At 65.8% G+C, this 24,195-nt stretch carries 25 protein-coding genes and 1 pseudogene; 19 read left to right on the top strand and 7 right to left on the bottom strand.

Annotated features, from left to right (window positions below):
* Positions 1-247: 247 nt before the first annotated feature.
* Positions 248-1,012 (top strand): M23 family metallopeptidase, encoded by a 765-nt coding sequence (locus PRN20_RS20020; protein ID WP_273959405.1) that lies wholly within the window; start codon positions 248-250, stop codon positions 1,010-1,012.
* Between the two features lie 66 nt (positions 1,013-1,078).
* Here PRN20_RS20020 and PRN20_RS20025 read toward each other — a convergent pair whose 3' ends face one another.
* Entirely contained in the window at positions 1,079-2,011 is a 933-nt protein-coding gene (locus PRN20_RS20025; RefSeq protein ID WP_273959406.1) for a hypothetical protein, read from the bottom strand.
* A gap of 71 nt (positions 2,012-2,082) precedes the next feature.
* Positions 2,083-2,982 (bottom strand): ATP-binding protein, encoded by a 900-nt coding sequence (locus PRN20_RS20030; RefSeq protein ID WP_273959407.1) that lies wholly within the window; start codon positions 2,980-2,982, stop codon positions 2,083-2,085.
* Between the two features lie 184 nt (positions 2,983-3,166).
* Between PRN20_RS20030 and yajC the strand changes: the two genes are divergently transcribed.
* From yajC to PRN20_RS20055, 5 genes are all read left to right on the top strand, one after another.
* Complete coding sequence (gene yajC / locus PRN20_RS20035) at positions 3,167-3,517, top strand: preprotein translocase subunit YajC (protein WP_273959408.1); 351 nt, start codon at positions 3,167-3,169, stop codon at positions 3,515-3,517.
* Between the two features lie 138 nt (positions 3,518-3,655).
* Entirely contained in the window at positions 3,656-6,217 is a 2,562-nt protein-coding gene (gene secD / locus PRN20_RS20040) for a protein translocase subunit SecD (RefSeq protein ID WP_273959409.1), read from the top strand.
* Between the two features lie 3 nt (positions 6,218-6,220).
* Entirely contained in the window at positions 6,221-6,610 is a 390-nt protein-coding gene (locus tag PRN20_RS20045) for an Mth938-like domain-containing protein (protein ID WP_273959410.1), read from the top strand.
* The gene (locus PRN20_RS20050) at positions 6,607-7,443 is read left to right on the top strand and encodes a phytoene/squalene synthase family protein (protein ID WP_273959411.1); all 837 of its coding nucleotides are present in this window, start codon (positions 6,607-6,609) and stop codon (positions 7,441-7,443) included. The genes PRN20_RS20045 and PRN20_RS20050 overlap by 4 nt, the downstream gene beginning before the upstream one ends.
* Positions 7,444-7,453: 10 nt before the next feature.
* Complete coding sequence (locus PRN20_RS20055; RefSeq protein WP_273959412.1) at positions 7,454-9,196, top strand: DUF4153 domain-containing protein; 1,743 nt, start codon at positions 7,454-7,456, stop codon at positions 9,194-9,196.
* On the opposite strand, the gene trmFO is transcribed toward PRN20_RS20055, so the two are convergent.
* Together trmFO and PRN20_RS20065 are read right to left on the bottom strand one after the other, a co-directional pair.
* Positions 9,180-10,565, bottom strand: coding sequence for a methylenetetrahydrofolate--tRNA-(uracil(54)-C(5))-methyltransferase (FADH(2)-oxidizing) TrmFO (gene trmFO / locus PRN20_RS20060; protein ID WP_273959413.1), 1,386 nt, complete (start codon positions 10,563-10,565; stop codon positions 9,180-9,182). The two genes, PRN20_RS20055 and trmFO, sit on opposite strands and share 17 nt — an antisense overlap.
* Positions 10,566-10,612: 47 nt before the next feature.
* A complete protein-coding gene (locus tag PRN20_RS20065) occupies positions 10,613-11,293 on the bottom strand; it encodes a hypothetical protein (protein ID WP_273959414.1) in 681 nt (226 codons plus the stop codon).
* Between the two features lie 134 nt (positions 11,294-11,427).
* Between PRN20_RS20065 and PRN20_RS20070 the strand changes: the two genes are divergently transcribed.
* The 11 genes and pseudogenes from PRN20_RS20070 (at position 11,428) to PRN20_RS22820 (ending at position 19,338) form a co-directional block, all read left to right on the top strand.
* On the top strand, positions 11,428-12,075 hold the full coding sequence (locus PRN20_RS20070) for a glutathione S-transferase family protein (RefSeq protein WP_273959415.1): 648 nt from the start codon (positions 11,428-11,430) through the stop codon (positions 12,073-12,075).
* A 75-nt stretch (positions 12,076-12,150) separates the two neighbouring features.
* Complete coding sequence (coaD, locus tag PRN20_RS20075; RefSeq protein WP_273959416.1) at positions 12,151-12,645, top strand: pantetheine-phosphate adenylyltransferase; 495 nt, start codon at positions 12,151-12,153, stop codon at positions 12,643-12,645.
* Complete coding sequence (locus PRN20_RS20080) at positions 12,642-13,205, top strand: peptidylprolyl isomerase (RefSeq protein WP_273959417.1); 564 nt, start codon at positions 12,642-12,644, stop codon at positions 13,203-13,205. The genes coaD and PRN20_RS20080 overlap by 4 nt, the downstream gene beginning before the upstream one ends.
* Positions 13,206-13,217: 12 nt before the next feature.
* Complete coding sequence (locus PRN20_RS20085; RefSeq protein WP_273959418.1) at positions 13,218-13,694, top strand: peptidylprolyl isomerase; 477 nt, start codon at positions 13,218-13,220, stop codon at positions 13,692-13,694.
* Positions 13,691-14,089, top strand: a complete 399-nt coding sequence (locus tag PRN20_RS20090; RefSeq protein ID WP_273959419.1) for a hypothetical protein — start codon at positions 13,691-13,693, stop codon at positions 14,087-14,089. The genes PRN20_RS20085 and PRN20_RS20090 overlap by 4 nt, the downstream gene beginning before the upstream one ends.
* The gene (gene queA, locus PRN20_RS20095) at positions 14,089-15,144 is read left to right on the top strand and encodes a tRNA preQ1(34) S-adenosylmethionine ribosyltransferase-isomerase QueA (RefSeq protein ID WP_273959420.1); all 1,056 of its coding nucleotides are present in this window, start codon (positions 14,089-14,091) and stop codon (positions 15,142-15,144) included. The genes PRN20_RS20090 and queA overlap by 1 nt, the downstream gene beginning before the upstream one ends.
* Positions 15,145-15,238: 94 nt before the next feature.
* Positions 15,239-15,529 (top strand): GYD domain-containing protein, encoded by a 291-nt coding sequence (locus PRN20_RS20100; protein WP_273959421.1) that lies wholly within the window; start codon positions 15,239-15,241, stop codon positions 15,527-15,529.
* A gap of 47 nt (positions 15,530-15,576) precedes the next feature.
* A complete protein-coding gene (tgt, locus tag PRN20_RS20105; protein ID WP_273959422.1) occupies positions 15,577-16,704 on the top strand; it encodes a tRNA guanosine(34) transglycosylase Tgt in 1,128 nt (375 codons plus the stop codon).
* A 21-nt stretch (positions 16,705-16,725) separates the two neighbouring features.
* The gene (gene pgi / locus PRN20_RS20110; RefSeq protein WP_273959423.1) at positions 16,726-18,363 is read left to right on the top strand and encodes a glucose-6-phosphate isomerase; all 1,638 of its coding nucleotides are present in this window, start codon (positions 16,726-16,728) and stop codon (positions 18,361-18,363) included.
* Positions 18,364-18,536: 173 nt separating this feature from the next.
* A pseudogene (locus PRN20_RS22910) lies at positions 18,537-18,827 on the top strand (phosphotransferase); the annotation flags it as partial.
* 79 nt (positions 18,828-18,906) lie between these two features.
* Positions 18,907-19,338: a phosphotransferase gene (locus PRN20_RS22820; RefSeq protein WP_337956269.1), complete on the top strand. Its 432-nt coding sequence runs from the start codon at positions 18,907-18,909 to the stop codon at positions 19,336-19,338.
* On the opposite strand, the gene PRN20_RS20120 is transcribed toward PRN20_RS22820, so the two are convergent.
* Positions 19,335-20,285, bottom strand: a complete 951-nt coding sequence (locus tag PRN20_RS20120) for an alpha/beta fold hydrolase (protein WP_273959424.1) — start codon at positions 20,283-20,285, stop codon at positions 19,335-19,337. The two genes, PRN20_RS22820 and PRN20_RS20120, sit on opposite strands and share 4 nt — an antisense overlap.
* 163 nt (positions 20,286-20,448) lie before the next feature.
* On the opposite strand from PRN20_RS20120, the gene PRN20_RS20125 reads away from it, so the two are divergent.
* Positions 20,449-21,504, top strand: coding sequence for a hypothetical protein (locus tag PRN20_RS20125; RefSeq protein ID WP_273959425.1), 1,056 nt, complete (start codon positions 20,449-20,451; stop codon positions 21,502-21,504).
* Positions 21,505-21,591: 87 nt separating this feature from the next.
* Here PRN20_RS20125 and PRN20_RS20130 read toward each other — a convergent pair whose 3' ends face one another.
* Together PRN20_RS20130 and PRN20_RS20135 are read right to left on the bottom strand one after the other, a co-directional pair.
* A complete protein-coding gene (locus PRN20_RS20130) occupies positions 21,592-22,350 on the bottom strand; it encodes an NAD-dependent epimerase/dehydratase family protein (protein ID WP_273959426.1) in 759 nt (252 codons plus the stop codon).
* The gene (locus tag PRN20_RS20135) at positions 22,347-23,177 is read right to left on the bottom strand and encodes a sugar phosphate isomerase/epimerase family protein (RefSeq protein ID WP_273959427.1); all 831 of its coding nucleotides are present in this window, start codon (positions 23,175-23,177) and stop codon (positions 22,347-22,349) included. Before PRN20_RS20135 ends, PRN20_RS20130 begins: the two co-directional genes overlap by 4 nt.
* 244 nt (positions 23,178-23,421) lie before the next feature.
* Here PRN20_RS20135 and PRN20_RS20140 point away from each other — a divergent pair, with 244 nt between their 5' ends.
* The gene (locus PRN20_RS20140; RefSeq protein WP_273959682.1) at positions 23,422-24,174 is read left to right on the top strand and encodes a phosphotransferase; all 753 of its coding nucleotides are present in this window, start codon (positions 23,422-23,424) and stop codon (positions 24,172-24,174) included.
* The last annotated feature ends 21 nt before the right edge of the window (positions 24,175-24,195 follow it).

The raw sequence follows: 24,195 nt of genomic DNA on the forward strand, positions 1-24,195 counted from the left end.
CGCCGAGAGCCGCTTTGTTCCGCCAGCAGACATAGGTGGTGGCAATGGCGCCGTTGGTGCCACGGTCATTGGTTCCAATGCCATGACCGCCAGCACGCAGCCGCTGGGCTCAGTATCGACTGAAGACTTGCCTGTGCTCACCTCGTCAGCCAACGGAAGCAATTCGATGATGCCCGCTGCCCAGCCCCTGAGCCCGGTTCCGGCCCCCACACTAGTTGCGTCCGCTCCGGCTCCATCCAGTACCCTCGTGTCCGTTCCGTCGGACGCCTATGTCCACGTGATCGAAAGCGGCGAGAGCCTCTATACGATCGCGCGCCGCTACAACGTCACCGCGCAGGGCATCATCCAGGCCAACGGGTTCTCGTCGCCGGACAAGATTTTCGTGGGCCAGAAGATCGTGATCCCGGGCAAGGCCTCGCAGCTCGCTGCGATGGGGCCGAAGTCGGGCGGCGCCAGCCAGCCCGGAGCGCTCGTTGCGCCCGCCGCCGAACCGGTGGCGAAGCCTGCGCAGGTCGCCTCGCTCGGCCAGACCGCTACCACTCCGGCCGCGACGGTCAAACCGCTTGCTCCGGCTTCCGACGCTCCGGCGCAGGCCGCAGTGGCCAAGCCGCTCGAGCAGCCCACGACCGAGCCGGTCCTGTCGGGCTGCGACAAGTTCCGCTGGCCGGTTTCGGGCCGCGTGATCACCGATTTCGCCAATTCCAAGGGCACGGGCATCAACATCGAGGCGCCCGAGGGTACCGCCGTGCGCGCCGCCGAGAATGGCCAGGTGATCTATGCCGGCTCCGGCGTCGAAGGCTACGGCAACCTGATCCTGATCCGTCACCCCAATGGCTACGTATCGGCCTATGCCCACCTCAAGGACATGAACGTCGCCAAGGGCACGGTGGTGAACCGCGGCGACAATGTCGGCACGGCCGGCAAGACGGGTGGCGTGGCGAAGTCCCAGCTCCACTTCGAGCTGCGCAAGGGCGCGACGCCGGTCGATCCGATCCCGCTGCTCGCCAGCTGATCCGACGACATCAGAAATGAAAAGGGCCCCGGCAATGCCGGGGCCCTTTCGTTTTGGGCATGCTGCCTAAGCCACGAACGCGCGGATCGAGTGCTTCACTTCGAGCGGCTGGGCCGGGTCGATGTCGATCGAGGTGCGGATACCGCGCTTGTTGATCGGATTGGGGCCGGACGACACGTCGGTGTGCAGGTCGAAGGCCGAGGCCAGGGGCTCGAGGCCCACGGCGCGGAACTGGTTGTTCCAGGGCTCGCCGCCGATGCCGCCGTCGGTATGCCAGATCATCAGTGACGGCAGCAGATCGCGGTCCCAGTCGAGTTCGAAGCCTGCGCCCTCGTCGAGATATGTGCCGGTCAGCGGGCCGGTGGCGCCGCAGAGCAGGACGTTCTTGTCGGTGCGCGGCGACAGCGGGATGTGGGACATGTCCACACGCTCGCCGTTCCTGGGTACGGACGACAGGCTCGAGAACTCCTGCGAGTCGCCGACAGCCGTCTGGCCGGGGTGCGTCAGGCCGAACTGGAAATCGAGCTTCAGCTCCAGCCGGCCGGGGTTATCGGGTAGCCGGAAGTTCGGGTGGAGGCCCGCCGACATCGTCGCCTTGTGGCGGGCGAAGATGCGCATGCTGAAGTCGAGGGCAGGGCCGCCTTCGCGGGCCGTGATGGTGCGTTCGACGCGACGGACGGCGGAGTGAGGCTCGTAGTCCAGCGCCAGGGTCACTGTCCGGTCGTCACCGGAGACGATCGTCCATTCTTCGTGTGCCACCGGGCCGTGAATGGTGCCCTTGGGCGACTGGGTCATGAGGGCAGACCATTCGGGCAGGTTGGGCGCCTGGCGCCCGCCGGTGCCGAACGGCAGGCCGACGAAGTCACCGGCCAGCACCCGCAGGTGGCCGACGATCGACGGGTCATCGACCGTGCCGACCCAGGGCGCGCGGGCGAACGGCTTGAACGGGCCGTTCGGCAGCCGGAACGTGGCGTCCGTCAACATGGCAGACGTGGTCACGATGGTCGCCTCTCCGTGCGACCATCGCAGGTTATGCGAACTTGGCATTCTCCCCCCTTGAGGATGTTTCGTTAGATGGCTTTGCCCTGCTCTCCGGCAAGGGCTCTGACAAACTGGATTGCGACGCGACCGGAGCGCGCTCCGCGGGTCATCGACCACTCGACTGCGCGGGCGCGCAACGTCTCGTCGTCGATGGTGAGGCCGTACTCGTCGCAGTAGCCGCGGATCATGGCAAGGTAAGTCGGCTGGTCGCAGTTGTGGAAGCCCAACCAAAGGCCGAAGCGGTCGGAGAGCGACACCTTCTCGTCGACGGCCTCGCCGGGCGTGATCGCAGTGGAACGCTCGTTCTCGACCATGTCGCGCGGCATCAGGTGGCGGCGGTTCGAGGTGGCGTAGAAGAGCACGTTCTCCGGGCGGCCTTCGAGGCCGCCGTCGAGGATGGTCTTCAGGGACTTGTAGCTGGTCTCGTCCTTGTCGAAGCTCAGGTCGTCGCAGAAGACGATGAAGCGCGCGCCTTCTTCCTTCGAGACGAGGCGCATGAGCCGGGGCAGGGCCTCGATGTCCTCGCGCGCGATTTCGATGAGGACCAGCCGCTTGATGGCAGGGTCGCCGGAGGCAATCCCGGACTCTCCCAGCGCGTTGATGTGGGCGTGCACCGCCTTGACCAGCGAACTCTTGCCCATGCCACGCGCGCCCCAGAGCAGGGCGTTGTTAGCGGCATAGCCACGGGCGAACTGCAGGGAGTTCTGCAGCAGAATCTCGCGCACGTCGTCGATGCCCCTGAGCATGTCGAGCGGCACCCGGGACACCTTGGGAACCGGCATGAGCTGGCCCGAGGTCGCGTCCCAGTGATAGGCGTCCGCATCGGTCAGAACCGGGCCGGACTGGCCCGCCGCCGGCTTCAGCGCCTCGAGCGTCTCGGCGATGCGCGTGAGGGCCGCGGCGATAGCGGCGGAATTGTCGTCGGTCATCAGTACAGTACTCCCGGGTACGCCTCCTTTTGGCGCAGCCGGATTGGCTTTGCAATCCTTGTGGGCCGCAACTATATTCCGGCGGATTTTCCCCGGGTTGGACTGCCCATCGCCGGAAACCCGCCCTATATGGGCCAGAGCGGCCATCCGACGTGCCGACAGCAACTGACCAAGGAGCCCATCAATGTTCGTGACCCCCGCCTTTGCGCAAGCCGCAGGTGCCGCCCCCTCGATGGGTGCCGGGGATCTTCTGATCCAGTTCGCCCCGATCCTGCTGCTGGTCGTGATCTTCTGGCTGCTGATCTTCCGCCCGCAGCAGAAGCGCATGAAGACGCACCAGGCCATGCTTTCGGCCATTTCGCGCGGCGACACCGTGGTCACCACGGGCGGCCTGGTCGGCAAGGTGACCAAGGCGGTCGACGGCGAGGACCTCGAGGTCGAGATCGCGCAGGGCACTCGCGTCAAGATCACTCGTGGCGGCGTCGCCGACGTGCGGTCGAAGTCGACCCCGGTCAACGACAACAAGGCTTCTTGAGGCCACGCTACAGCCGGTTCACCTGATCGTGGGCCGGCTGAACGCATTTCTGACATAGACGCGGAGCCTCAAGGGGCTCCGCATGCCTAGTGGGCAGCGCGCTTTTCCACCGGCACCCCAGAGGATCCGAAGTCCGCCATGCAGTTCTCGCCCTTCCGCACAGCCATCATTGTCATCGTTGCGGTGCTCGGCATCCTGTTCACCATCCCGAGTTTCCTGCCCAAGGATTTCCTCGAGAACAGCTATCCCGGCTTCCTGCCCAAATCGACGGTCGTGCTCGGCCTCGACCTGCAGGGCGGCTCGCACCTGTTGCTTCAGGTCAACCGCGAGTCGATCATCACCGAGCGCATCAAGTCGCTGCGACGGGACGTGCGAACGACGCTGGCGAGCCAGAACGGCATCGGCAACTTGATCACGACTGGTCCGCAGTCGATCACGGTCGAGCTGACCGATCCGAGCCAGAAGGCCGCCGCCATGACGGCGGTCCAGAAGCTGCAGAACAATATCTCGTCGACGTTCGGCGTGGGCGGCGTTCCTGAGCTTGCCTTCTCGGAGACGCCCGACGGCAAGATCGTCGTGGCGCTGACGCCGGACGGTATTACCGCGCGCATGTCCGCGCTGGTCGCGCAGTCGATGGAAGTCATCCGCAACCGCGTTGATGAAGTGGGCACGACGGAGCCGACGATCCAGCGGCAGGGCCAGGACCGCGTGCTGGTCCAGGTGCCGGGCTTCGAGGACTCGACCCGCCTCAAGGACCTGATCTCACGTACGGCGCGCCTCACTTTCCACCTCGTCCACCCGTCGATGTCGGCGGAGCAGGCCGAAGCCCAGGGCATCCCGCCGGGCTACATGATCCTCGACAGTGCCGATGGCCGACGCGAGCTGATCAGCGAGACCGTTGAACTGGGCGGTGAATCGCTGACCAACGCGCAGCCGGCGTTCGATCAGCAGACCGGCCAGTCCGTTGTCAGCTTCCAGTTCGACACGCGCGGCGCCATCACCTTCGGCGACATCACCTCACGCAATGTCGGCAAGCGCTTCGCCATCGTGCTCGACGACCAGGTAATCACCGCGCCGGTCATCCAGCAGCCGATTACCGGCGGCTCGGGCCAGATCAGCGGCAGCTTCACACCCCAGAGTGCGAACGACCTCGCCGTGCTGCTACGCGCCGGCGCGCTGCCGGCGACGCTGGACGTGGTGGAAGAACGCTCCGTTGGCCCGAGCCTCGGTGCTGACTCGATCCGGGCCGGCATTACCGCGGGCGCTGTCGCCTCGGTGCTGGTTATCGCCTTCATGGTGATCGCCTACGGCATGTTCGGCGTCTTCGCCAACGTAGCTCTGATCCTCAACGTCATCCTGATCCTCGGCTCACTGTCGGCCATTGGCGCGACACTGACGCTGCCCGGCATCGCCGGTATCGTGCTGACGATCGGCGTGGCCGTGGACGCCAACGTGCTGATCTACGAGCGAATGCGAGAGGAGCAGCGGGCCGGCAAATCCATCCTTGCCTCGCTCGATGCGGGCTTCCACCGCGCGTGGGGCACGATCATCGACTCGCACCTGACGCAGCTGATTGCGGCCATCGTGCTCTACTTCCTCGGCTCGGGCCCGATCCAGGGCTTCGCCGTGACGCTGGCGCTGGGCATCCTGACCTCGTTGTTCACCGCCTATACGGTGACCCGCCTGTTCATCTCGCTGTGGTACCGCTGGCGGCGTCCCAAGACGCTCCGCATCCAGCATTTCCGGTTCATCCCGGATGGCACGCGGATCGACTTCATGAAGATGTCGCGGACAGCGATCATCGTCTCGATCGTCCTCACTGTGCTCGCCATCGGCACCGCCTTCACCAAGGGCTTCAACCTCGGCATCGACTTCGTCGGCGGCTCCGCCATCGAAGTGCAGCATACGGCCGACGGTGATGCCGATCCGGCCCGTGTCCGCGAGCTGCTCGAGCCGCTGAACCTCGGCGAAGTCCAGGTGCAGAGCTTTGGCACGCCGGAGGATCTGCTGGTCCGCATCCAGCTGCAGCCGGGCGGCGACGCCGAGCAGCAGGTCGCGGTGCAGAACGTCACCAAGGCGCTGGCCGCCGAAGACTATGAAGTGCGGCGCACCGAGGCGGTGAGTGGCACGGTGTCGGGGGAACTGGCGATTCACGGCACCATAGCCGTGCTGGTGACGCTGGCCGCGATCCTGATCTACGTGTGGTTCCGCTTCGAGTGGCAGTTCGGCCTCGCGGCCGTCACCACGACGCTGCACGACGTGATCATGACGGTGGGGCTCTTCTCGATAACGGGACTGGAGTTCAACCTCAGTTCGATTGCGGCGGTGCTGACACTGGTCGGCCTGTCGCTGAACGAGACCGTGGTGATCTCCGACCGCGTTCGAGAGAACTTACGAAAATACAAGAAGATGTCGGTGCCGGAGATCATCAATCTCTCGATCAACCAGACCATCGTCCGCACGTCGCTGACGCAGTTCACCGTCTTGCTGGCGCTGTTCCCGCTGGTTTTCTTCGGTGGAGAGTCGATCCGCGGCTTCACCATCGCGATGACCTTCGGCTCGATCTTCGGCATGTACTCGTCGGTCTTCATCGGCGGCCCGATCCTGATCTACTTCGGGCTCAAGCCGCGCAGCGAGGCCGAGGAGGCCAAGGAAAAGAAGGCCAAGGCCGAGAAGCGCGCCGACGGCGCGGCGGTCTGATCCATGGCTGAGCCGGGGGCGGGGTTCTACCCCCAGCAGGTGCCCATCGACGCCTATGGCAATGGCGGGTTCCGCTTCGCGGGACTCAGCCATCGCGGTTCGCTTCTCTGCCTGCCGAGCGGCATGCAGGCATGGGACGTGACGCTGCCCGAACAGGTGACGATCGACAGCCTGGCGCGGGTCTTCGAGGTGGCCGAGCAACTGGACGTGCTGCTCATTGGACTGGGCGGCGATATCGCGAGGCTCGATCCGGCGGTGCGCGCCGCGCTGAAGCAGCAAGGCGTGATCGTCGAGGCGATCGCGACCGGCGGGGCGGTGCGGACCTACAACGTGCTGCTGGCTGAGGATCGTGCGGTAGGCGCCGCGCTCCTCGCCGTCGAGAACGCTCGATGAGCGGTGAAGTCGACTACGTCGGGAGCTTCCTCCGCGACGCCGATCGCGACCGCTACTATGCTTCGCTGTTGCTGAAGGAGCCCGAGAGGGCGGCGGCGCAGTCGATCTACGCGTTCGCGGCGGACGTCGCCTCCATTCGCGACCGGGCCCGCGAGCCCGCCGCTGGCGAGATTCGGCTGCAATGGTGGGCAGATGCGCTGAAGGGCGAGGGGCACGGCAACGTGCGGCAGAACCCGCTTGCGGCGGCATTGCTCGATACGCTCGAGAAGTATCAGTTGCCGGCCGGCCCGCTGCTCCGGCTGGTCGCTACGCGGCGCTTCGATCTCTATCACGATCCGATGCCGGACGTGCCGAGCTTCGAGGGCTATGCCGGCGAGACCGTGTCGGTTCTCTACCAGCTCGCCGCGATGGTGTTGAATGGCGGAGCCGAGGTGGAGACGGGCGATGCTGCCGGGCACCTGGGCGTGGCGCATGCGCTGGTCGGGCATCTGCGCTCGTTCGGCTACAATGCCTCGACCGGACGGCTCTTCCTGCCGCTCAGCATCTTCGTCGCCAACGGCGTCACGGAGTCCGAGATTTTCGCAGGCAAGGAGAGCGAGGGGCTGATGGCTGCGCTGGGCCAACTGCAGGACCTGGCCGTAGAGCACCTGAACAAGGCCGGCGCCGCAATCGCGGAACTGCCCAAGCCGTTGCGGCCGGCTTTCGCTCCCATCGCCATTCTGGGACGACAGGCCGATCTTGCTACTTCGGTCAGTTCTCCCTTCATCCAGCCGCCGGACCTTTCCGACTGGCGCAGAATCGCGATGATGGGCTGGTGGGCCTGGCGCAACTGACGAGGGAACGATGGACATCCGGGGCTGGTTGCAGAAGCAGGCGCCGGATTTCGTCTCGACCTTTGCGCGGTTTCCCTTCGCCATAACGCTCGCGGCGACCGCCACGGTCGTCTTCATCGCCTACTCCAACGGCTATGCCTGGGCTCGGGATGAGCTCTGGGGGCGTGCGTTGCTTGGCCTTGCGACGGGTGCTGTCGTGGCCGTTGCCGGGGTGTTCTTCAGCGAAAGCCGACCAGACAGCCGCCTGGCCGTGCTGCTGTTCGCCTATGTCGCACCGGTTCTCGTGGTCGCTGCGTTTCTCGGTACGGACATCGCCTGGCTCGCACCATGGTTGCTACCGGTGGTCGCGATCCTTTGGCTGTCGGTATCGCCGTTCACGCGCGTGGGGCACGGCGCCGAACGCGAGGGGCTGGAGGACCGGTTCTGGTGGATCAACCACCAGGCCGTCGCCTCGGCGGTCATCGGGGCTGCTGCCTTCCTGCTGGTGGCCTTGGGCATGGCGGCAATCGAGCGGTCGCTGGCGATCCTGTTCGGCTTCGAGACCGGGCTGGTGTTCTACAACTGGATATTGCCCTTTGCCGGGCTGTTCCTGACGCCGGTCTACTGGCTCTCGACCCTGCCGCAGGTGTCGGACTATCCGTCCGAGGGGCTGGTGCAGCCGGATTTCACCTCCAGGGCAGCGGGTTTCCTGGGGCAGTTCATCCTCGTGCCGCTGCTGCTCGTCTATGGATTGATCCTGCTCGCCTACACGGCTCAGATCGTCGTCACCCAGCGCCTGCCGGAGGGCATGATCGGCTGGATGGTGCTGGGCTTTGTCACCATCGGCGCTGCCACGTGGCTGCTGCTGCACCCCGCATTCATGCGCCAGCGGGCGCTCGTGCGTCTGTTCCGTCGCTGGTGGTTCTGGCTGACAGTCATTCCGCTGGCGCTGTTCTTTGTCGCCGTGAGCGTTCGGGTAGATGCCTATGGACTCACCCATGAACGGGTGCTGCTGCTCGCCGGTGGGGTTTGGGCAAGCCTGTTGGCCGGCGCATACCTGATCGGGCGTGGCGACATCCGGCTGATCCCGGCGCTGGCGGGCGGCATCCTGCTGCTGCTGTCGGCGGGGCCCTGGAACTATGCCAACCTGCCGGTCGTGCAGCAGGCGATGCGCCTCGATGCCTTGTTGAGTCAGCCGGGCAAGGGCGGCGCCAGCTTTCCGCCCGACTGGACGCCGGAACAGGTGGCCATGGCAGCGTCGATCCTCGACTACCTGCAATATGCGCCGGGCGGCGAGACCAAACTTGCTGAACTTCTACCGCGCTATGGCCTGAAGTTTGGCGCTGTCATGTCGGCATCGGTGCTGGAGGAGCTGGGCTACACGCACCCCGCCTACAGCGTGCCGGTGACCGGCATCAGCGCGCAGCGCGACAGTGCTACGCAGCAGATCGACGTGAGCGCCACGCCGGTATTGCTGGGGGCGCTGGCGCTCTATCCGCCCAACGACGGGACCGTGGCGGGGCTGATCTTCCAGATCGAGGGCAACAGCTTCCGGGTGTTCAACCAGCCCGCGCCCGAGGTCGACCTGACCGCCTGGCTGGCCCGGCAATCCAATGGCAACCTGGTCGAGCCGTGGATCGACTTCGTCATCGGCGAGCGGAAGTACCGCTACGCCATCGACGCGCTGACGGCCGACCTGAGCGAGGGTGGCCAGCCGAAGCTGACCTACCTCTACGGAACGCTGTTCGCCTCGAGCCCTATGCCCACGCCATGATGTCGTCGAGCGCCCGGGAGGTGATCGCCTCTTTCTTGGCGATCGTCTTCTCGGTCGATTTCCAGCGGCCGACATGGCCTTCGGGCTTGGTGATCGAGACCGGGGGGAAGAGGCCGAAGTTGACGTTCATCGGCTGGAAGCTGCGGGCGCCGGAATAGGCTTCGGCTTCAAGGTGGCCGCCGGTGATGTGGTTGATCAGGGCGCCCATGGCCGTGGTCCCGGGCGGGATGGAGAGCGTCTCGCCCCGCGCATCGGCAGCGGCGAGGCGGCCGGCCATGAGGCCGACCGCGGCGCTTTCGACATAGCCTTCGACACCGGTGACCTGGCCGGCAAAGCGCAGGCGGGGCATGGCCCTGAGCTTGAGGTCGGCGCCCAGCACCTTGGGCGAGTTGAGGAAGGTGTTGCGATGCAGTCCGCCGAGACGTGCGAACTGGGCGTTCTCGAGGCCCGGGATCATGCGGAAGATCTCGGTCTGGACGCCGTAGCGCACCTTGGTCTGGAAGCCGACCATGTTCCAGAGCGTGCCCAGCGCGTTGTCCTGCCGGAGCTGGACGATGGCGTGGCACTTGACGGTGGGGTTGCGCGGGTTGGTGAGGCCAACCGGCTTCATCGGGCCCCAGCGCAGGGTGTCGCGACCGCGCTCGGCCATGATCTCGATGGGCAGGCAGCCGTCGAAGTAGGGGACCTTCTCCCACTCCTTGAACTCGTGCAGGGGGGCGGCGATCAGCGCGTCGACGAAGGCGTTGTACTGCTTCTCGTCCATCGGGCAGTTCAGGTAATCCTGCCCGTTGCCCATGGGGCCGACCTTGTCGTAGCGCGACTGGGCCCAGACGATATCCCGGTCGATACTGTCGCCATGGATGATCGGCGCGATGGCGTCGAAAAATGCGAGCGCGTCCTCGCCGGTGAGCTTCTGGATAGCCTCCGCGAGGGCAGGGGAGGTCAGCGGCCCGGTGGCGACAATGACATTGTCCCATTCCTCGGGCGGCAGGCCGGCAATCTCGCCGCGCTCGATCGAGATGTTGGGATGGTTGTGGATGGCGGCGGTCACCGCATCCGAGAATGCGTCGCGATCGACCGCCAGCGCGCCACCGGCCGGCAGCTTGTGCGCATCGGCGGCGCGCATGATCAGCGAGTTGCAGCGGCGCATCTCTTCATGCAGCAGCCCGACGGCGTTGTGCTGGTGATCGTCGGAGCGGAAGCTGTTGGAGCAGACGAGCTCGGCGAAGCCCTCGGTCTGATGCGCGTCGGTCTTAATGACCGGGCGCATCTCGTGGAGGATGACCTTGGCGCCGGCCTCGGCGGCCTGCCATGCGGCTTCGGACCCGGCGAGCCCGGCGCCGATGACGTGAATGGGTTGTTTCGACATGGGCGCCAGATAGCAAGTCAGCGCCGCCCCGGCAATGCCGCGGTCAGTCAGTCGAGCCAGGGGAACCCGTCGGGATCGGCCTTGGCGCGCGCAAGGACGGTGGCATCGTCATGTCCGCGGATCCGGTCCAGCAGCGGGAAATCCTCGGGGGCGACGGAGATGCGGGCGAGCGGCGCTACAGCCTCGAGGCTCGCCCATTGCGGGATATGCACCTGCTGGCCGGCAACCGACAGCGGCGGCATCGGCTCGAAGCCGTCGCCGGGAAGGAAGTAGAGCGTGCCCGGTCGGAATGCGCGGGCATCGAGCGCGGGTTGGCTGATCGAGAAGAAGTACCAGGGATCGCTGAGAACATCGCCGGCCAGCTCGACGCGGAGGGCGGAGTTGAGCAGCAGCATGGGGTGCGTCGCCCGGTCGAGGATGGCGTAGTACATCGCCCACAGCCCGTCGGAAGCACCGTACACGGCCTTGCGGTTGCCGAAGGGGTGGGCGTCTTGCGCCTGACGGGGTTCGAACCGCTCGATCGTGGCGTTCTGCGAGCCGTGGGCAATGAGCCGGCGCGAGTCGACCACGTGGCTGACGAACTGCCAGCGCGGCCAGGGCAGATCGTAGTCGATGAGGGCGTTGGGGCCGTCGGACACGGCGCGATCGAACAACTCATCGAATGCTGCGACCGCTCCGGCACCGGGCATGGCAGGGCGCGAGATGAAGTGCGATGGCAGCTCGGACATGGCGTGACCCCTCACAGAATGGGGCGGAGACTATCATTGTCGCGGCGCGATGGAACTCCACAAGGCGGGCAGGCTCCGTTGCGTATGGCCACTGCTATCGATAGCAATGGCGCGAAGCACAGGAGGCCGCCACCATGACCATCACGCTCTGGGGACGGCTCAGCTCGTGCAATGTGCAGAAGGCCGTGTGGGCGCTCGAAGAGCTCGAGCTGCCATACGGGCACGTGCCACTCGGCGGCCGGCACGGTGGCAATGATGCACCGGAGTACCGCGCCCTCAACCCCAACGGACTGGTGCCGACACTACGCGACGGCGATCTCGTCGTGTGGGAGAGCCATGCGGTGGTGCGCTACCTCGGCGCCGAGTATGGCAGCGGGCTGCTGTTCCCGCAGCAGGCGCGCGACCGGGCGGCGGCCGACCAGTGGACGGACTGGACGGCGACGACCTTCCAGCCGGCCTGGATCGGACTGTTCTGGGCAAAGGTCCGCACCCCCGAAGCGGAGCAGGACGCCGTGGCGATCGCCCGCGCCCACGATGCGACGGTGCGGTGTTTCCAACTGCTCGAGGACAGGCTGGGGCAGTCCCGCTACCTCGGTGGCCACGACTTCACCTATGCCGACATCGTGGCCGGCGTTTCGCTCTACCGCTGGTCGACCATGGAAATCGACCGCCCGAGTTTGCCTCACGTCGAGGCCTGGCACGAGCGGCTGAACGAGCGTGCGGCCTTCTGCAAGGCGGTGAATGTCCCTTACGACGAACTGGTCGGGCGGCTCGCGTTCTAGCGCCGCTTCGGCTTGCCTAAGTGCCCGTGGCGTGACACAAACCGCGCCAACGACAACGGGGGAGGGCGCTTCCGCATGGCGAGACTCGTGGGCTTCTATCCCGGCTCGTTCGATCCGCTGACCAACGGGCACCTCGATGTCATCGAACGCGCCTGCAAGATCGTGGATGAGCTGGTGATCGCCGTTGGGACGCACCACTCCAAGAACCCGCTCTTCAGCCACATCGATCGCGTCGCACTGCTCAAGGCGGTGCTCGAACCGGTTGGCCGGCGGACCGACACCGATTTCCGGGTGGTGGATTTCGACGGCCTGGCGGTAAATGCGGCGCGCGAGAACGGTGCGCGGCTTATTATCCGCGGACTTCGCGACACCACAGACTACAATTACGAGATGCAGATGGTGGGCATGAACGCCCAGATGGCGCCGGACCTGCAGACGGTGTTCCTGCCGTCCTCCCCGCCCGTCCGCCACATCTCGGCCACGCTAGTACGTCAGATCGCGCAGCTCGGCGGCGATATCTCGAAGTTCGTTCCGCCCCAGGTAATCGAGGCACTCAAGAAAACAAAATGACCGATCCTGTAAAGCGCGCCGGCGTTATCCTCGGCCTCATCGCAGCCGTGGTTGCCGGCTTCCTCGCCATCTCAGTCGTCGCTCCGTCGGCGGCGCATGCCCAGTCGGGCACCCCCCACTGGATCCTCGAGCTCAAGGACGGCCCGGTCGATATCGAACTGCTGCCGGGCGTCGCGCCCAAGCATGTCGAGCGCATCATCGAGCTCACCAACGAGAAGTTCTACGACGGCATCGTCTTTCACCGGGTGATCGAGGGCTTCATGGCCCAGTCGGGTGACCCGACCGGTACCGGCACGGGCGGTTCGGACAAGCCGGACGTCGTCGCCGAGTTCAACGCCGAGTCGTTCACCCGTGGCGCCGTCGGCGCGGCGCGTACGAACGATCCAAACACGTTCAACTCGCAGTTCTTCATCTGCTTTGCCGATTGCACGTTCCTGAACGGGCAGTACACGGTGCTCGGCCGTGTCGTGTCCGGCATGGAAGTGGTCGACAAGATCACGCGCGGTGAGCCTCCGGCGAACCCCGACAAGATCATTTCTGCCAAGATCGAATACAAATAAGGAGCCCAAGCAATGGCTTACGACGATCCCGAGAATACCCTCGTCATCGAAACCACCAAGGGCAAGGTGGTCATCGCCATGCGGCCGGACCTCGCTCCGAACCACGTTGCCCACATCAAGAAGCTCGCGCGCGAAGGCTTCTATGACGGCATCGTCTTTCACCGCGTGATCGACGGCTTCATGGCCCAGACCGGCGATCCGACCGGCACCGGCACGGGTTCCTCGAAGTACCCGAACCTCAAGCAGGAGTTCAGCGCCGAGCCGCACGTCCGCGGCACCGCGTCGATGGCCCGTGCCCAGAACCCGGACAGCGCCAACTCGCAGTTCTTCATCTGCTTTGGTGACGCCCGGTTCCTCGACCGTCAGTACACGGTGTGGGGCAAGGTGATCGAGGGCATGGAAAACGTCGACCAGATCAAGCGCGGCGAGCCCGTGCGTGACCCGGACTCGATGGTTTCGGTCAAGGTCGCGGCCGACATCGCCGAATGATCCGCCAGGCCGCAATCGCCATCGTCGGCCTTTGCGGCCTCGCCACTCCGGCCTTCTCGACGGAGTGGATCAACTGCGCGTCGCCGGATGGCGGCGCCAGTTTCGATATTCTCGTCGGCATGACCGACGTCATTTGGGTTGCCGGCATGACCATCACCGTCGGCGACAAGGTGTGGGCCACCGACCCGGCCTATGGACCGGGTGATCCCGTGGTCGTCGGCCAGGCATTCGAGGATGCCGAGACCCTCCGCATCGACGCGGTCGACCCTGCCGTCACCACCCGGGTTGCCGAGTTGCGCCTGTTCAAGGCGTCCGAGGCCGAGGCGGCCGTCCATGGCGGTACCCTGCGTATCCCGGGCCATGGTGCCTGGACGGTGAGCTGTTCCGGCCCCTGATGCGCGTCGACGATTTCGATTTCGAACTTCCGCCAGAGTGCATCGCGCTCCACCCCGCCGAGCCGCGGGATTCTGCTCGCATGCTCATCGTGCGGGCCGGCGAGGCGCTGGAGGATGCTCGCGTAACCGATCTGTTGCGGGTGCTGCGCGCCGGCGACGTGCTCGTGGTGAACGACACCCGCGTGCTGCCGGCTGAACTCACAGGTACCCGTATCCGCGGCGACAACCGTGCCTCGGTCAGCTTCAACCTGCACAAGCGGGTCGACGCCAACACCTGGCGGGCGTTCGCCCGGCCAGCGAAACGCCTGCATGTGCTCGACCGGCTGGAGCTGGGCGACAATGGCTCGATCCTCGCGACGGTAGCCGGCAAAGGCGAGACCGGCGAGGTGACGCTGGCTTTCGATCTTGGTGGGGCCGAGCTGGACGAGGCGATCAAGGCGCACGGCGCCATGCCGCTGCCGCCCTATATCGAGGCCAAGCGCCATACCGAAGAACGCGACAAATCGGACTACCAGACGGTTTATGCGGCTCGCGACGGTGCAGTGGCCGCGCCGACTGCAGGGCTCCATTTTACCGAACGCCTGCTGCAGAGGCTGGCCGACCATGGCGTCACCGTCGAGCGCGTGACGCTGCATGTGGGGGCTGGGACGTTCCTGCCGGTGAAGGTCGACGATACCGACGACCACGTCATGCATGCGGAGTGGGGCGACATCCCCGCGGCAGTCGTGGAGCGTATCCTCGCCGCGAAGGCCAAGGGGGGCAGGGTGGTGGCCGTGGGGACCACGAGCCTCAGGCTGCTCGAGACGGCGGCACGTGCCACAGGCACGCTACAGCCCTTCGTCGGCGACACCGACATCTTCATCACGCCGGGCTACCGCTTCAATGCGGTGGACATCCTGATGACGAACTTCCACCTGCCGCGCTCGACCCTGTTCATGCTGGTCAGCGCCTTCGCCGGGCTCGACACGATGCGCGCGGCCTATGCGCATGCGATCGCCAACGGTTACCGGTTCTATTCGTACGGCGACTCCAGCCTGCTGTTCCGGGCAGACTAACCGCTAAACCGGCGCTCCCGTTTCCGGGCCTTCCGAAAAGGAATAATATCGGGTCGCGAAGGAAATGCCTTCGCTGAACCGGTAGGAGCGTCTGATGTCGAAGTACATACTGCTGCTCAACTGGACCGAGCAGGGGATAAAGGCGATCAAGGAATCCGCGAACCGCTATGATGCCGCCAAGGAGGTGGCGCGAAGCCTCGGCTGCACGCTGGAATCCATCCACCTGACTTTCGGCGCCTATGACCTGGTCGGCATGCTCGATGCCCCCAGCGACGAGGCGGCCGCGACCTTCAACCTGAGACTGGCGTCCGGCGGCGCGGTGCGCGGCACGACGCTCAAGGCATTCCCCGAGGCCGAGTACCGCAAGATCATCGGTGCTCTCTGATACCCGGGCGGGGTGACAGGAACCGATCGGCCCGCTAATAGCCCGGCATGACCGATTTCTCCTTCACCCTCCTGGCCACCGACGGCATGGCGCGCCGCGGGCGGATCGATACCTCCCGCGGCGACGTGCAGACGCCGGCTTTCATGCCGGTGGGCACCGTCGGCACCGTCAAGGCGATGTACCCCGAGCAGGTGCGCGAGACGGGCGCCGACATCCTGCTGGGCAATACCTATCACCTCATGCTGCGGCCGGGCGCGGAGCGCGTTGCGGCGCTTGGGGGCTTGCACGATTTCATGGACTGGCAGCGCCCGATCCTCACGGACTCGGGTGGATTTCAGGTCATGTCGCTGGCGAAACTCCGGAAGATTACCGAACAAGGCGTCAAATTTCGGTCGCACATTGACGGGTCGGCTTACGAGCTGACGCCTGAGCGCTCGATCGAGATCCAGACGCTGCTCGACAGCGACATCATCATGCAGCTCGACGAGTGCATTCCGCTGCCGTCGACGCCCAAGGAGATGCTGCGTGCCATGGAGCTGTCGCTGCGCTGGGCGCAGCGGAGCAAGGATGCGTTCGGGCACCAGCCGCATCGGGCGCTGTTCGGCATCGTGCAGGGCGGCGACGACGCCGAGCTGCGCGCCAAGTCGGCCGCCGGGCTCAAGTCCATCGGCTTCAATGGCTATTCGATCGGCGGCCTCGCGGTGGGCGAGCCGCAGGAAACGATGTTCCGCGTGCTGGGCGACATCACGCCGGAGCTGCCGGCGGACAAGCCACGCTACCTGATGGGGGTGGGCAAGCCCGATGACATCCTCGGGGGCATCGAGCGCGGCGTCGACATGTTTGACTGTGTGCATCCGACCAGGGCGGGCCGGCATGGGCATGCGTACTCGCGCTTCGGTGTCATCAACCTGAAGAACGCCCGGCACAAGGACGATCCGCGGCCGCTCGACGAGCAGTCGCCGAACCCCAACTGCCGCCGCTTCAGCCGCGCCTACCTGCACCACCTGGTCAGGACCGAGGAAATCCTGGGGGCCATGGTGCTCAGCCAGATCAACCTCCACTACTACCAGCAGCTTTGCATAGGTGCCCGGCAGGCGATCGAGGCTGGTGCGTTCGCCGATTATGCGGCACAAACCCGGGCGACATGGGCTGCGGGCGATATCCCCGCGCGCTAGAGCCTGCAGGAGAACAGCGTCATGGCATCGAGCCGCAAATCCCTCCTCAACCCGCTGATGAAGCATCGCAAGCGCCTCGACGAGACGACCATGCGCGCGCTGTTCGCGGCCGATCCGGGGCGCTTCAAAGACTTCTCCGTCAAGGCAGGCGACCTGCTGCTCGACTATTCCAAGAACCGCATCGACCAGAAGGCGATGGACGCCCTGTTCGAGCTCGCGCGCGCCGCCGGCGTCGAGGAGCGGCGCGATGCGATGTGGAAGGGCGAGCACATCAACGTCACCGAGGATCGCGCGGTGCAGCACATGGCGCTGCGCTACATGGGCGACAAGCCGGTGAAGGTGGACGGCAAGGACGTGATGCCCGAGGTGCGGGGTGTCCTCGCGGCGATGAAGGGCTTCTCCGAGCAGGTGCGCGACGGCTCGATCAAGGGCGCGACCGGCGAGAAGTTCACCGACATCGTCAACATTGGCATCGGCGGCTCGGACCTTGGCCCGGCGATGGTGACGCTGGCGCTCGAACCCTACACGCGGCCCGACCTGCGCGCCCACTACGTCTCGAACGTCGACGGCGCTCACATCCATGACACGCTGAAGGGGCTCGACCCCAAGCGCACGCTTTTCATCGTCGCGTCGAAGACCTTCACTACCGACGAGACGATGACCAACGCGGCGACGGCGCGCGCCTGGATCGCCGGTGCGCTGGGCGAGGCGGCGGTGGCCGATCACTTCGCGGCGCTCTCGACCAATCTCAAGGCCTGTGCCGACTTCGGCATCAAGTCGGACCGCATCTTCGGTTTCTGGGACTGGGTCGGCGGCCGCTACTCAGTGTGGTCGGCAATCGGGCTGCCGGTCGCGATCACCGTCGGGTTCGACAATTTCGAGGCGTTCCTGCGCGGCGCCTATGAGATGGACCAGCACTTCCTCAAGACCAAGCTCGAGAGGAACCTGCCGGTCATCATGGGCCTGATCGGGGTCTGGTACCGCAACGCCTGGGGTTTCTCGACCCATGCCGTGCTTCCCTACGACCAGCGGCTCAGCCGGTTCGCGGCCTACCTGCAGCAGCAGGACATGGAGAGCAACGGCAAGTCGGTGGACATCAACGGCAAGCCTGTCGACTACAATACCGGCCCGATCATCTGGGGCGAGCCGGGCACCAACGGGCAGCATGCGTTCTACCAGCTGATCCACCAGGGCACCGACGTGATCCCGGTGGACTTCCTGATCGCCGCGCAGCCGCATGAGCAGCTACCGCCGCACCACGACAAGCTGGTGGCGAACGTCCTGGCGCAGTCCGAAGCGCTAATGCTAGGCAAGACCAAGGACGAGGTGGTGGCGGAGCTGACCGCGCAGGGCCTCGACAAGGCGAAGATCAAGGCGCTGACGCCGCACAAGGTGTTCCCGGGCAACCGACCGTCGAACACGCTGATGTATCCCAAGCTGACGCCGGAGCGGCTCGGCAGCCTCGTCGCGCTCTACGAGCACAAGGTGTTCGTGCAGGGCACGATCTGGGGCGTGAACTCGTACGACCAGTGGGGCGTGGAGCTGGGCAAGCAACTGGCCAAGGCGCTGCTGCCGAAGGTGCAGGGGACGGAGAAGGCAACGGCCCACGACAGCTCCACCAAGGGGCTGGTGGACGCGTACCTCAAACTCAAGCAGTGACCGAGGCGGTGGAAGAGCAAGGGGTGAACAAAGCAGCGCCGGTCGCGATCGATCCCGATCGGCTCGCGGCCACGTTTGCCGATTTCGGCCTTGGTGTTCCCGCGGCGATCACCGAACTCCCTGGTGGCGGCGCACGCTCGTTCCGCATCGACCGCGTGAACGGCCAGCCGGTCGTGCTCAAGGTATTCAACGACGCGCTGCCGTATGCGACCGGCAAAGAGACATATGCGTCGCAGTTGCTACGCGACCTCGATGTGCCGATGACTCGCTTCCTCGCCTCGGACGAAACCCGCGCCCGGATGCCGTTCCGCTACACCATCGCGAACTATCTGCCCGGCAGGCAGGTGATGACCTTCAAGGACGCGCCCGACGTCGGCGACCTCTACCGGCAGATGGGTGAGATGCTGCGCAAGCTGCACACCGTGCCGGTGCCCGGCTACGGCGCCTTCGATGCGGACGGCCTTCACGATCCGGTGCCGACCAATAGCGAATATCTCGCGCGTCGCTTCGCCCACGGCATCGGCCAGTTCAGGCACTACGGCGTTGGCGCAGCGGCTCGAGGCGATCTTTGCCGCCCATGCCGACGTGATCGCCGAGAGCCGTGGCGCCGTCTTCGCCCACGACGATTTCCAGCCCCACAACGTGCTGGCGGAGCGCGACGCGAATGGCCGGCTGCGGCTCACGGGGCTGCTCGACTTCGGCAATGCACGGGCGTCGGACTCGATCTGCGACCTCGCCAAGGCGCTGTTCTGTTCGGAACACGATGCGCCGGGCTCTACGCCGCACATCCGCGCCGGGTACGGGGCCATCGATCATCCCGACCCTGAAGCGGCCCTGTGGATCTACACCCTGGTGCACCGGGTCACGATGTGGATGTGGCTGCGGCATGTCGGGGTGATCCTCGAGGGCGAGCGGACCGACCTGATGGCTGACCTCGAGGCGATGGCGGAAGCAGGGGCGTACGCGCGCCCTTAGGGCGCGAGGCTTGTCCCGCCTTTCCGCACGGCGTCGACCACCTCGCGGATGGCGTCGACGACGATCCGGGGCGAGTAGGCGTAGATGTTGTGGCCGCTGTTCGTCGAAGGCACGAACTTCGCCTTGAGGGAGGTGGCGAGCAGCTTCTCCGAGGCTTGCCAGTCGGCGAACGTGACCCCTCCCGCAGGATTGGGGGGCTTGGGAGCAGACGGCGGCTGCCACGGCTTGTCAGACGAGAGCACCACGGCAGGCAGTTTGCCCAGCGGGGGCGCAGCGTCGATCCGGGCGTAGGCGTCGATGAGCATGACCGCCTCCGGAGCAGCTGGATCGGACTTCCGATTGGCGGCGTCCCATTTTGCCACCGCCTCCGCGCTGGCGACGTCGCGGATCAGCGGCGTCGCGGCATCGACCATGACCAGGCCTGCTACCTGATCCGGCCAGGTGCGGGCAAAGAGCGTTGCGATCAATCCTCCGTAGGAATGAGGCACGAGCACATAGGGTCCGGGTTCGCCCGCAGCCGCCAGCAGCCGGTGGAGATCGTCGGCAGCCTGATCGACCGGGTGCGGCTGCGCGACGGAACTGGACCGATCGGGGCCGTCGAGCCGCACGTCGGGGCGGTCGTAGGCACACACGCGGGTGAACCGGGACACCATCGGGAACACCGCCGAGTCGCTCTTCAGCAGTTTGCCCTCTCCCCAGGCGACAGCGTCGTAGTCTGCATTGTGTTCCGGGGCCGTGGGATCGAGGATCTCACTCCAGTCAGCGGCACCGTTGCCCTTGCCGGAAATGAGCACGACGGTCGGCGCTCCGATGCCGCTGCATTCGAGATACAGCTTCCGGCCACCACCGATGTCGACGAGACCAGAAAAGTCGGCCGCCTGAGCGGGAACAACGAGCGAGATGAGCGCGATCGCTGGAGAGGCCAGCGCCGTAAGCCGAGCTGCCACAACCGTGAATGCCTCCGTCACATCGAGCGGGGAACTCCGCTCAATCAGTAGCACAGCTCGCGGGCGGAGTACGAAAGGTCGCTCCTGCGCGTCGCCGCGCGACCCGTCGGGGCTTTGATTTCGACAACAGTACAGCTACGGCTCGCTGCATCGATGCATCGGAATGCCTCATATGCTCACCTATGTCGCCGACCTGCTGACCCCATTCTGGGGTCCCGCCCGGCTGTTGTCCTCCTTCGTCGTCCTCGCGACCGTCGGCTCGCTCGTTTCCGCGTTTGCGACGTGGAAACTGCTGCCCATGCTCTGGGACCGCCTGCCGCGGGACAGGGGACGTGCCCACGCCGTGGCCGCGGCCGACAGCGTGGGCAAGCCGGTTGGCGTGGGGATCATCATGGTCCTGATATTCGTGGCCATCGTGGCGCTGTTCGCTCCGGTCGATCCCAAGATCTACTTCTGCATCGGTGCGATCATGATCGCGTCCTGCGTGGGCTATGTGGACGACCGGACCGGGGGGCTCAGCGAACTCACCCTTGGCCTCACGGACTTGCTGGTGGCGCTCTTCGTCTGCGTGGTCCTGCTCTGGGGGCAGGACACCAAGCTCTGGCTGCCCTTCACGCCAACCGTGTTCGATATCCCGTTCTGGCTCGGGCTGCTGATCTACGCGCCCGTGGTCTGGCTCTGCATCAACGCGGTGAACTGCAATGACGGGGTGGATGGAGTCTCAGGCTCCCTGTCGGCTGTGACGATCTGCGCGCTCGGGTTCATCCTCTACATGGTCGTGGGTGATGCACCCAATGCCAAGTACCTGCTCATACCGTTCCGCGAAGATGCCGGGTCCTGGGCCGTCGTCGCGGCCATCTTCGGCGGCGTAATCGTGGGCTACCTCTGGCACAATGCACCGCCCAGCGCGGCGCTGATGGGCGATGCCGGATCGCGGCCGATCGGGCTCTTCGTCGGCATTTGCATCGTCGTGTCGGGCAACCCCGCGATGATCTTCTTCGTGGCGCCGCTCATGTTGTTCAACGGGGCGACGGGGCTGGCGAAGGTGGCCCTGATCCGGGTGTTCGGGTTGCGTATCCTGAGCGGGATACGCTTTCCGTTTCACGATCATGCCCGCAAGAACCTGAACTGGTCGAATGCGCAGGTGCTGCTCCGCTTCCTGCTGATTCACCTGGCCAGCCTCTGGTTCCTCGTCATCATCCTGCTCAAGGTCAGGTGACACCGGGTGCCWTGGGTCGTCCGCTCCGGCGCGGAGCGGACGACCGGTTTGACCTCGTAGCCCAGGGGCGGCGCGCTGCCGGCGAAGCTAGCTTTCGAGTAGCTGGTGCGCTTGCGGTCGCCAGCCGATCAGGCGTGCGGCCTTCGAGAGGTTGTGCTCCCGTTCGGTCTCGTCGCCGACGATGAACACCGCTTCAAACCGTCCGCCGGCCTGCGGGGGCGCGTCAATGGCGCCGAGATAGGCGTTGGCCATGTCTTCCTCGTCGAGCGGGAAGACAAAGCTGCCGTCTCCCGCACGTTTCGGATCGCGCCGCTGCTCGAGATAGTCGGCACGGCGTCTGGGGCCGCTGATCCGCAGCCCGATGATGTCCATGTCGAACCAGCGGGCAAAATAGGCGCAGATCTCCTCGCCGAGCCCCTTGGTCAGGCCGTAGACCGAGGGGGAATCGAGGGGCACCTCGTCCTCGCCCGGATAGCTGGGGCGAGCCCGGTAGTGGACGCTCATCGAGCTGGTGTAGACACCGCGCTTCACGCCTGCTTCCTGGGCGAGAAACAGGAACAGGTGCAGCGCCTTGGTGTTGAGCTCATAGTTGTTGAGGATGCTCTCGACATCCTGGTCTGTGACCATGCCGCCCTGGCCGCTGCGCATGGCCAGCCAGACGAAGGCATCGACGCCATCGAGCGCCCGCCGGATCGCTTCGGGATCGAGCACCGAACCCGCGATGAACTCGACATCAGCGTCGGCGGGCGCCGACAGGTCGAGTACCCTCAGGGTGTGCCTCTGCTTGAGATAGGGCGTGATCAGCTGGCCGACATGGCCGGCGCCACCGACGAGAAGCACCTTCATCGCGTGCCCTCCGGGCGCTCGCCGGCGTCGAGGATGCGTATCCCCAGCTCCGCCGCCGTCCGGTGGAACAACTCGCCCACCGCGGGAAGTTCCTCGCTGGAGTTGCCTTCGGCGATCATCGGATAGTCCGGATCGAGCGCCTCGAGGCGGGCGAAGAGCGTCTTGAAGTCCATCAGCCCCTTGCCGGGGCAGCCGTCCTGGAGGTGCAGGGCAAGGCGGTTTTCGATCCAGATGTCCTTGGCATGGGCGCTGCAGATGTGCTTGCCCAGCAGATCGAAATGCGCGTTCAGCGCGGACGTGGTGTCGAAGACGGTCTCCAGGGTGATCCAGTTGGCGGAATCGTAGTCGCAGCGGACCCAGGGGGAATTGACCGCATCGAGGATGCGGGCTGCGATCTCGGGCGTCCGCGGGGTCACCAGCTGGTGGGCTTCCAGGCTCAGGAACACACCCGCATCTTCGGCCGCCTTGGCGCACTCCCTGAGGGAGCGGATGAGCTGGGTCTCGGCAGCAGCCGTCCAGTTGTCGGGATGCGGGAACCAGGGGCCGGCCGGATTCATCGAGCCGGGGCCGGTGTCGATGCCACGGGCGCCCATCCAGCCGGCCAGCCGCAGCGCGGCCTGGAGCACGCGCACCGACTGGGTTCGCGCCGTCTCATCGGAGGTCACTAGGTTCTGCCAGTAGCCGGTCGTCTGGAACAGCAGCACGCCCTGGTCGGCGAGCAGCGATTTCAGCCGCTGTGCATCCTCGCGCGGGGTGGTCAGTGGATCGTTGTCGCGAAAGCGCGTGAAGATGCCGCTGAACCCCGCATCACGCACACGCTGGCACATGGGGCCGTCGATATCATTCATGTTCGCGGGCAAGAAGCACCCGCTCATTCCAAGCCGCATCGTAGTCCTCCTCAAGACGCGGGCATACATCGAGTGGGGGGCGAAAGTGTCAAGTTGGCCATTCCGCTGAGGGCCCATCCACGGGGTGCGGTCGACCCTCGCCAATGCCGTCGGGCTGATCCGCGTTGTTCCGGGCTTGCGCTTGGCTTACTCAAGCACCAGTGGGTCAGGCGAGGGTGTGCCAGTGGGATGGGAAGCGCTAGGGCTGTGGGGGGCGGACGCGGTTCGCATCGAACCGCTCGCCGGCGGGAGTTCCAACGATGTGTGGAGTGTGCGCGTCGGCGGGAAGCTGGCGGTTGGGCGGCTCGGCAAGAGGAGTGACGCTGACCTCGCGTGGGAGGCTGAGCTGCTCCAGCATCTCGACCGGGAGGGGCTGACCGTGCCGGTGCCGATCCCGACGACGGATGGCCGGCTGTTTGCGGACGGCCTGATGGTGATCACGTACATGGAGGGCGGACCGCCAAGGACGAAGGCCGACTGGCGTCGGGTGGCGGAGACGCTTCGCGAACTGCATCGGCTGACGCGGGGCTGGCCGCAGCGGCCTGGCTGGAGATCGTCGACCGATCTGCTCGATGCCGAGACCGGGACGAGGATCGACCTCGCCGCGATGCCGCCTGAGGCCGTGGCCCGATGCCGGGCGGCGTGGGCGCGGCTGGTCGGGCGCGAGAGATGCGTCGTCCACGGCAACCCCAACAACCCGGGCAATGTCCGCATTACCGCGGGGCGGGTTGCCCTGATCGACTGGGACGAGGCGCATGTCGACGTGCCGGACCTCGACCTGGTGCTGCCTCACAACGGCGCCGATCTGGTCGGCGAGGCCTACGATATTGCCGCGCAGGCATCCTCTGCCTGGGAGGCCGCCGTGTGCTGGGACGATGACTACTCGAAGGAGCGGCTGGCCGAGGTGCGGGCCATTCCAGCGGCAACGGACCGTTGACCTCGAGGCGATGGCGGCGCA

This window comes from Devosia sp. ZB163, from assembly GCF_028613635.1.
Classification (GTDB): Bacteria; Pseudomonadota; Alphaproteobacteria; order Rhizobiales; family Devosiaceae; genus Devosia_A.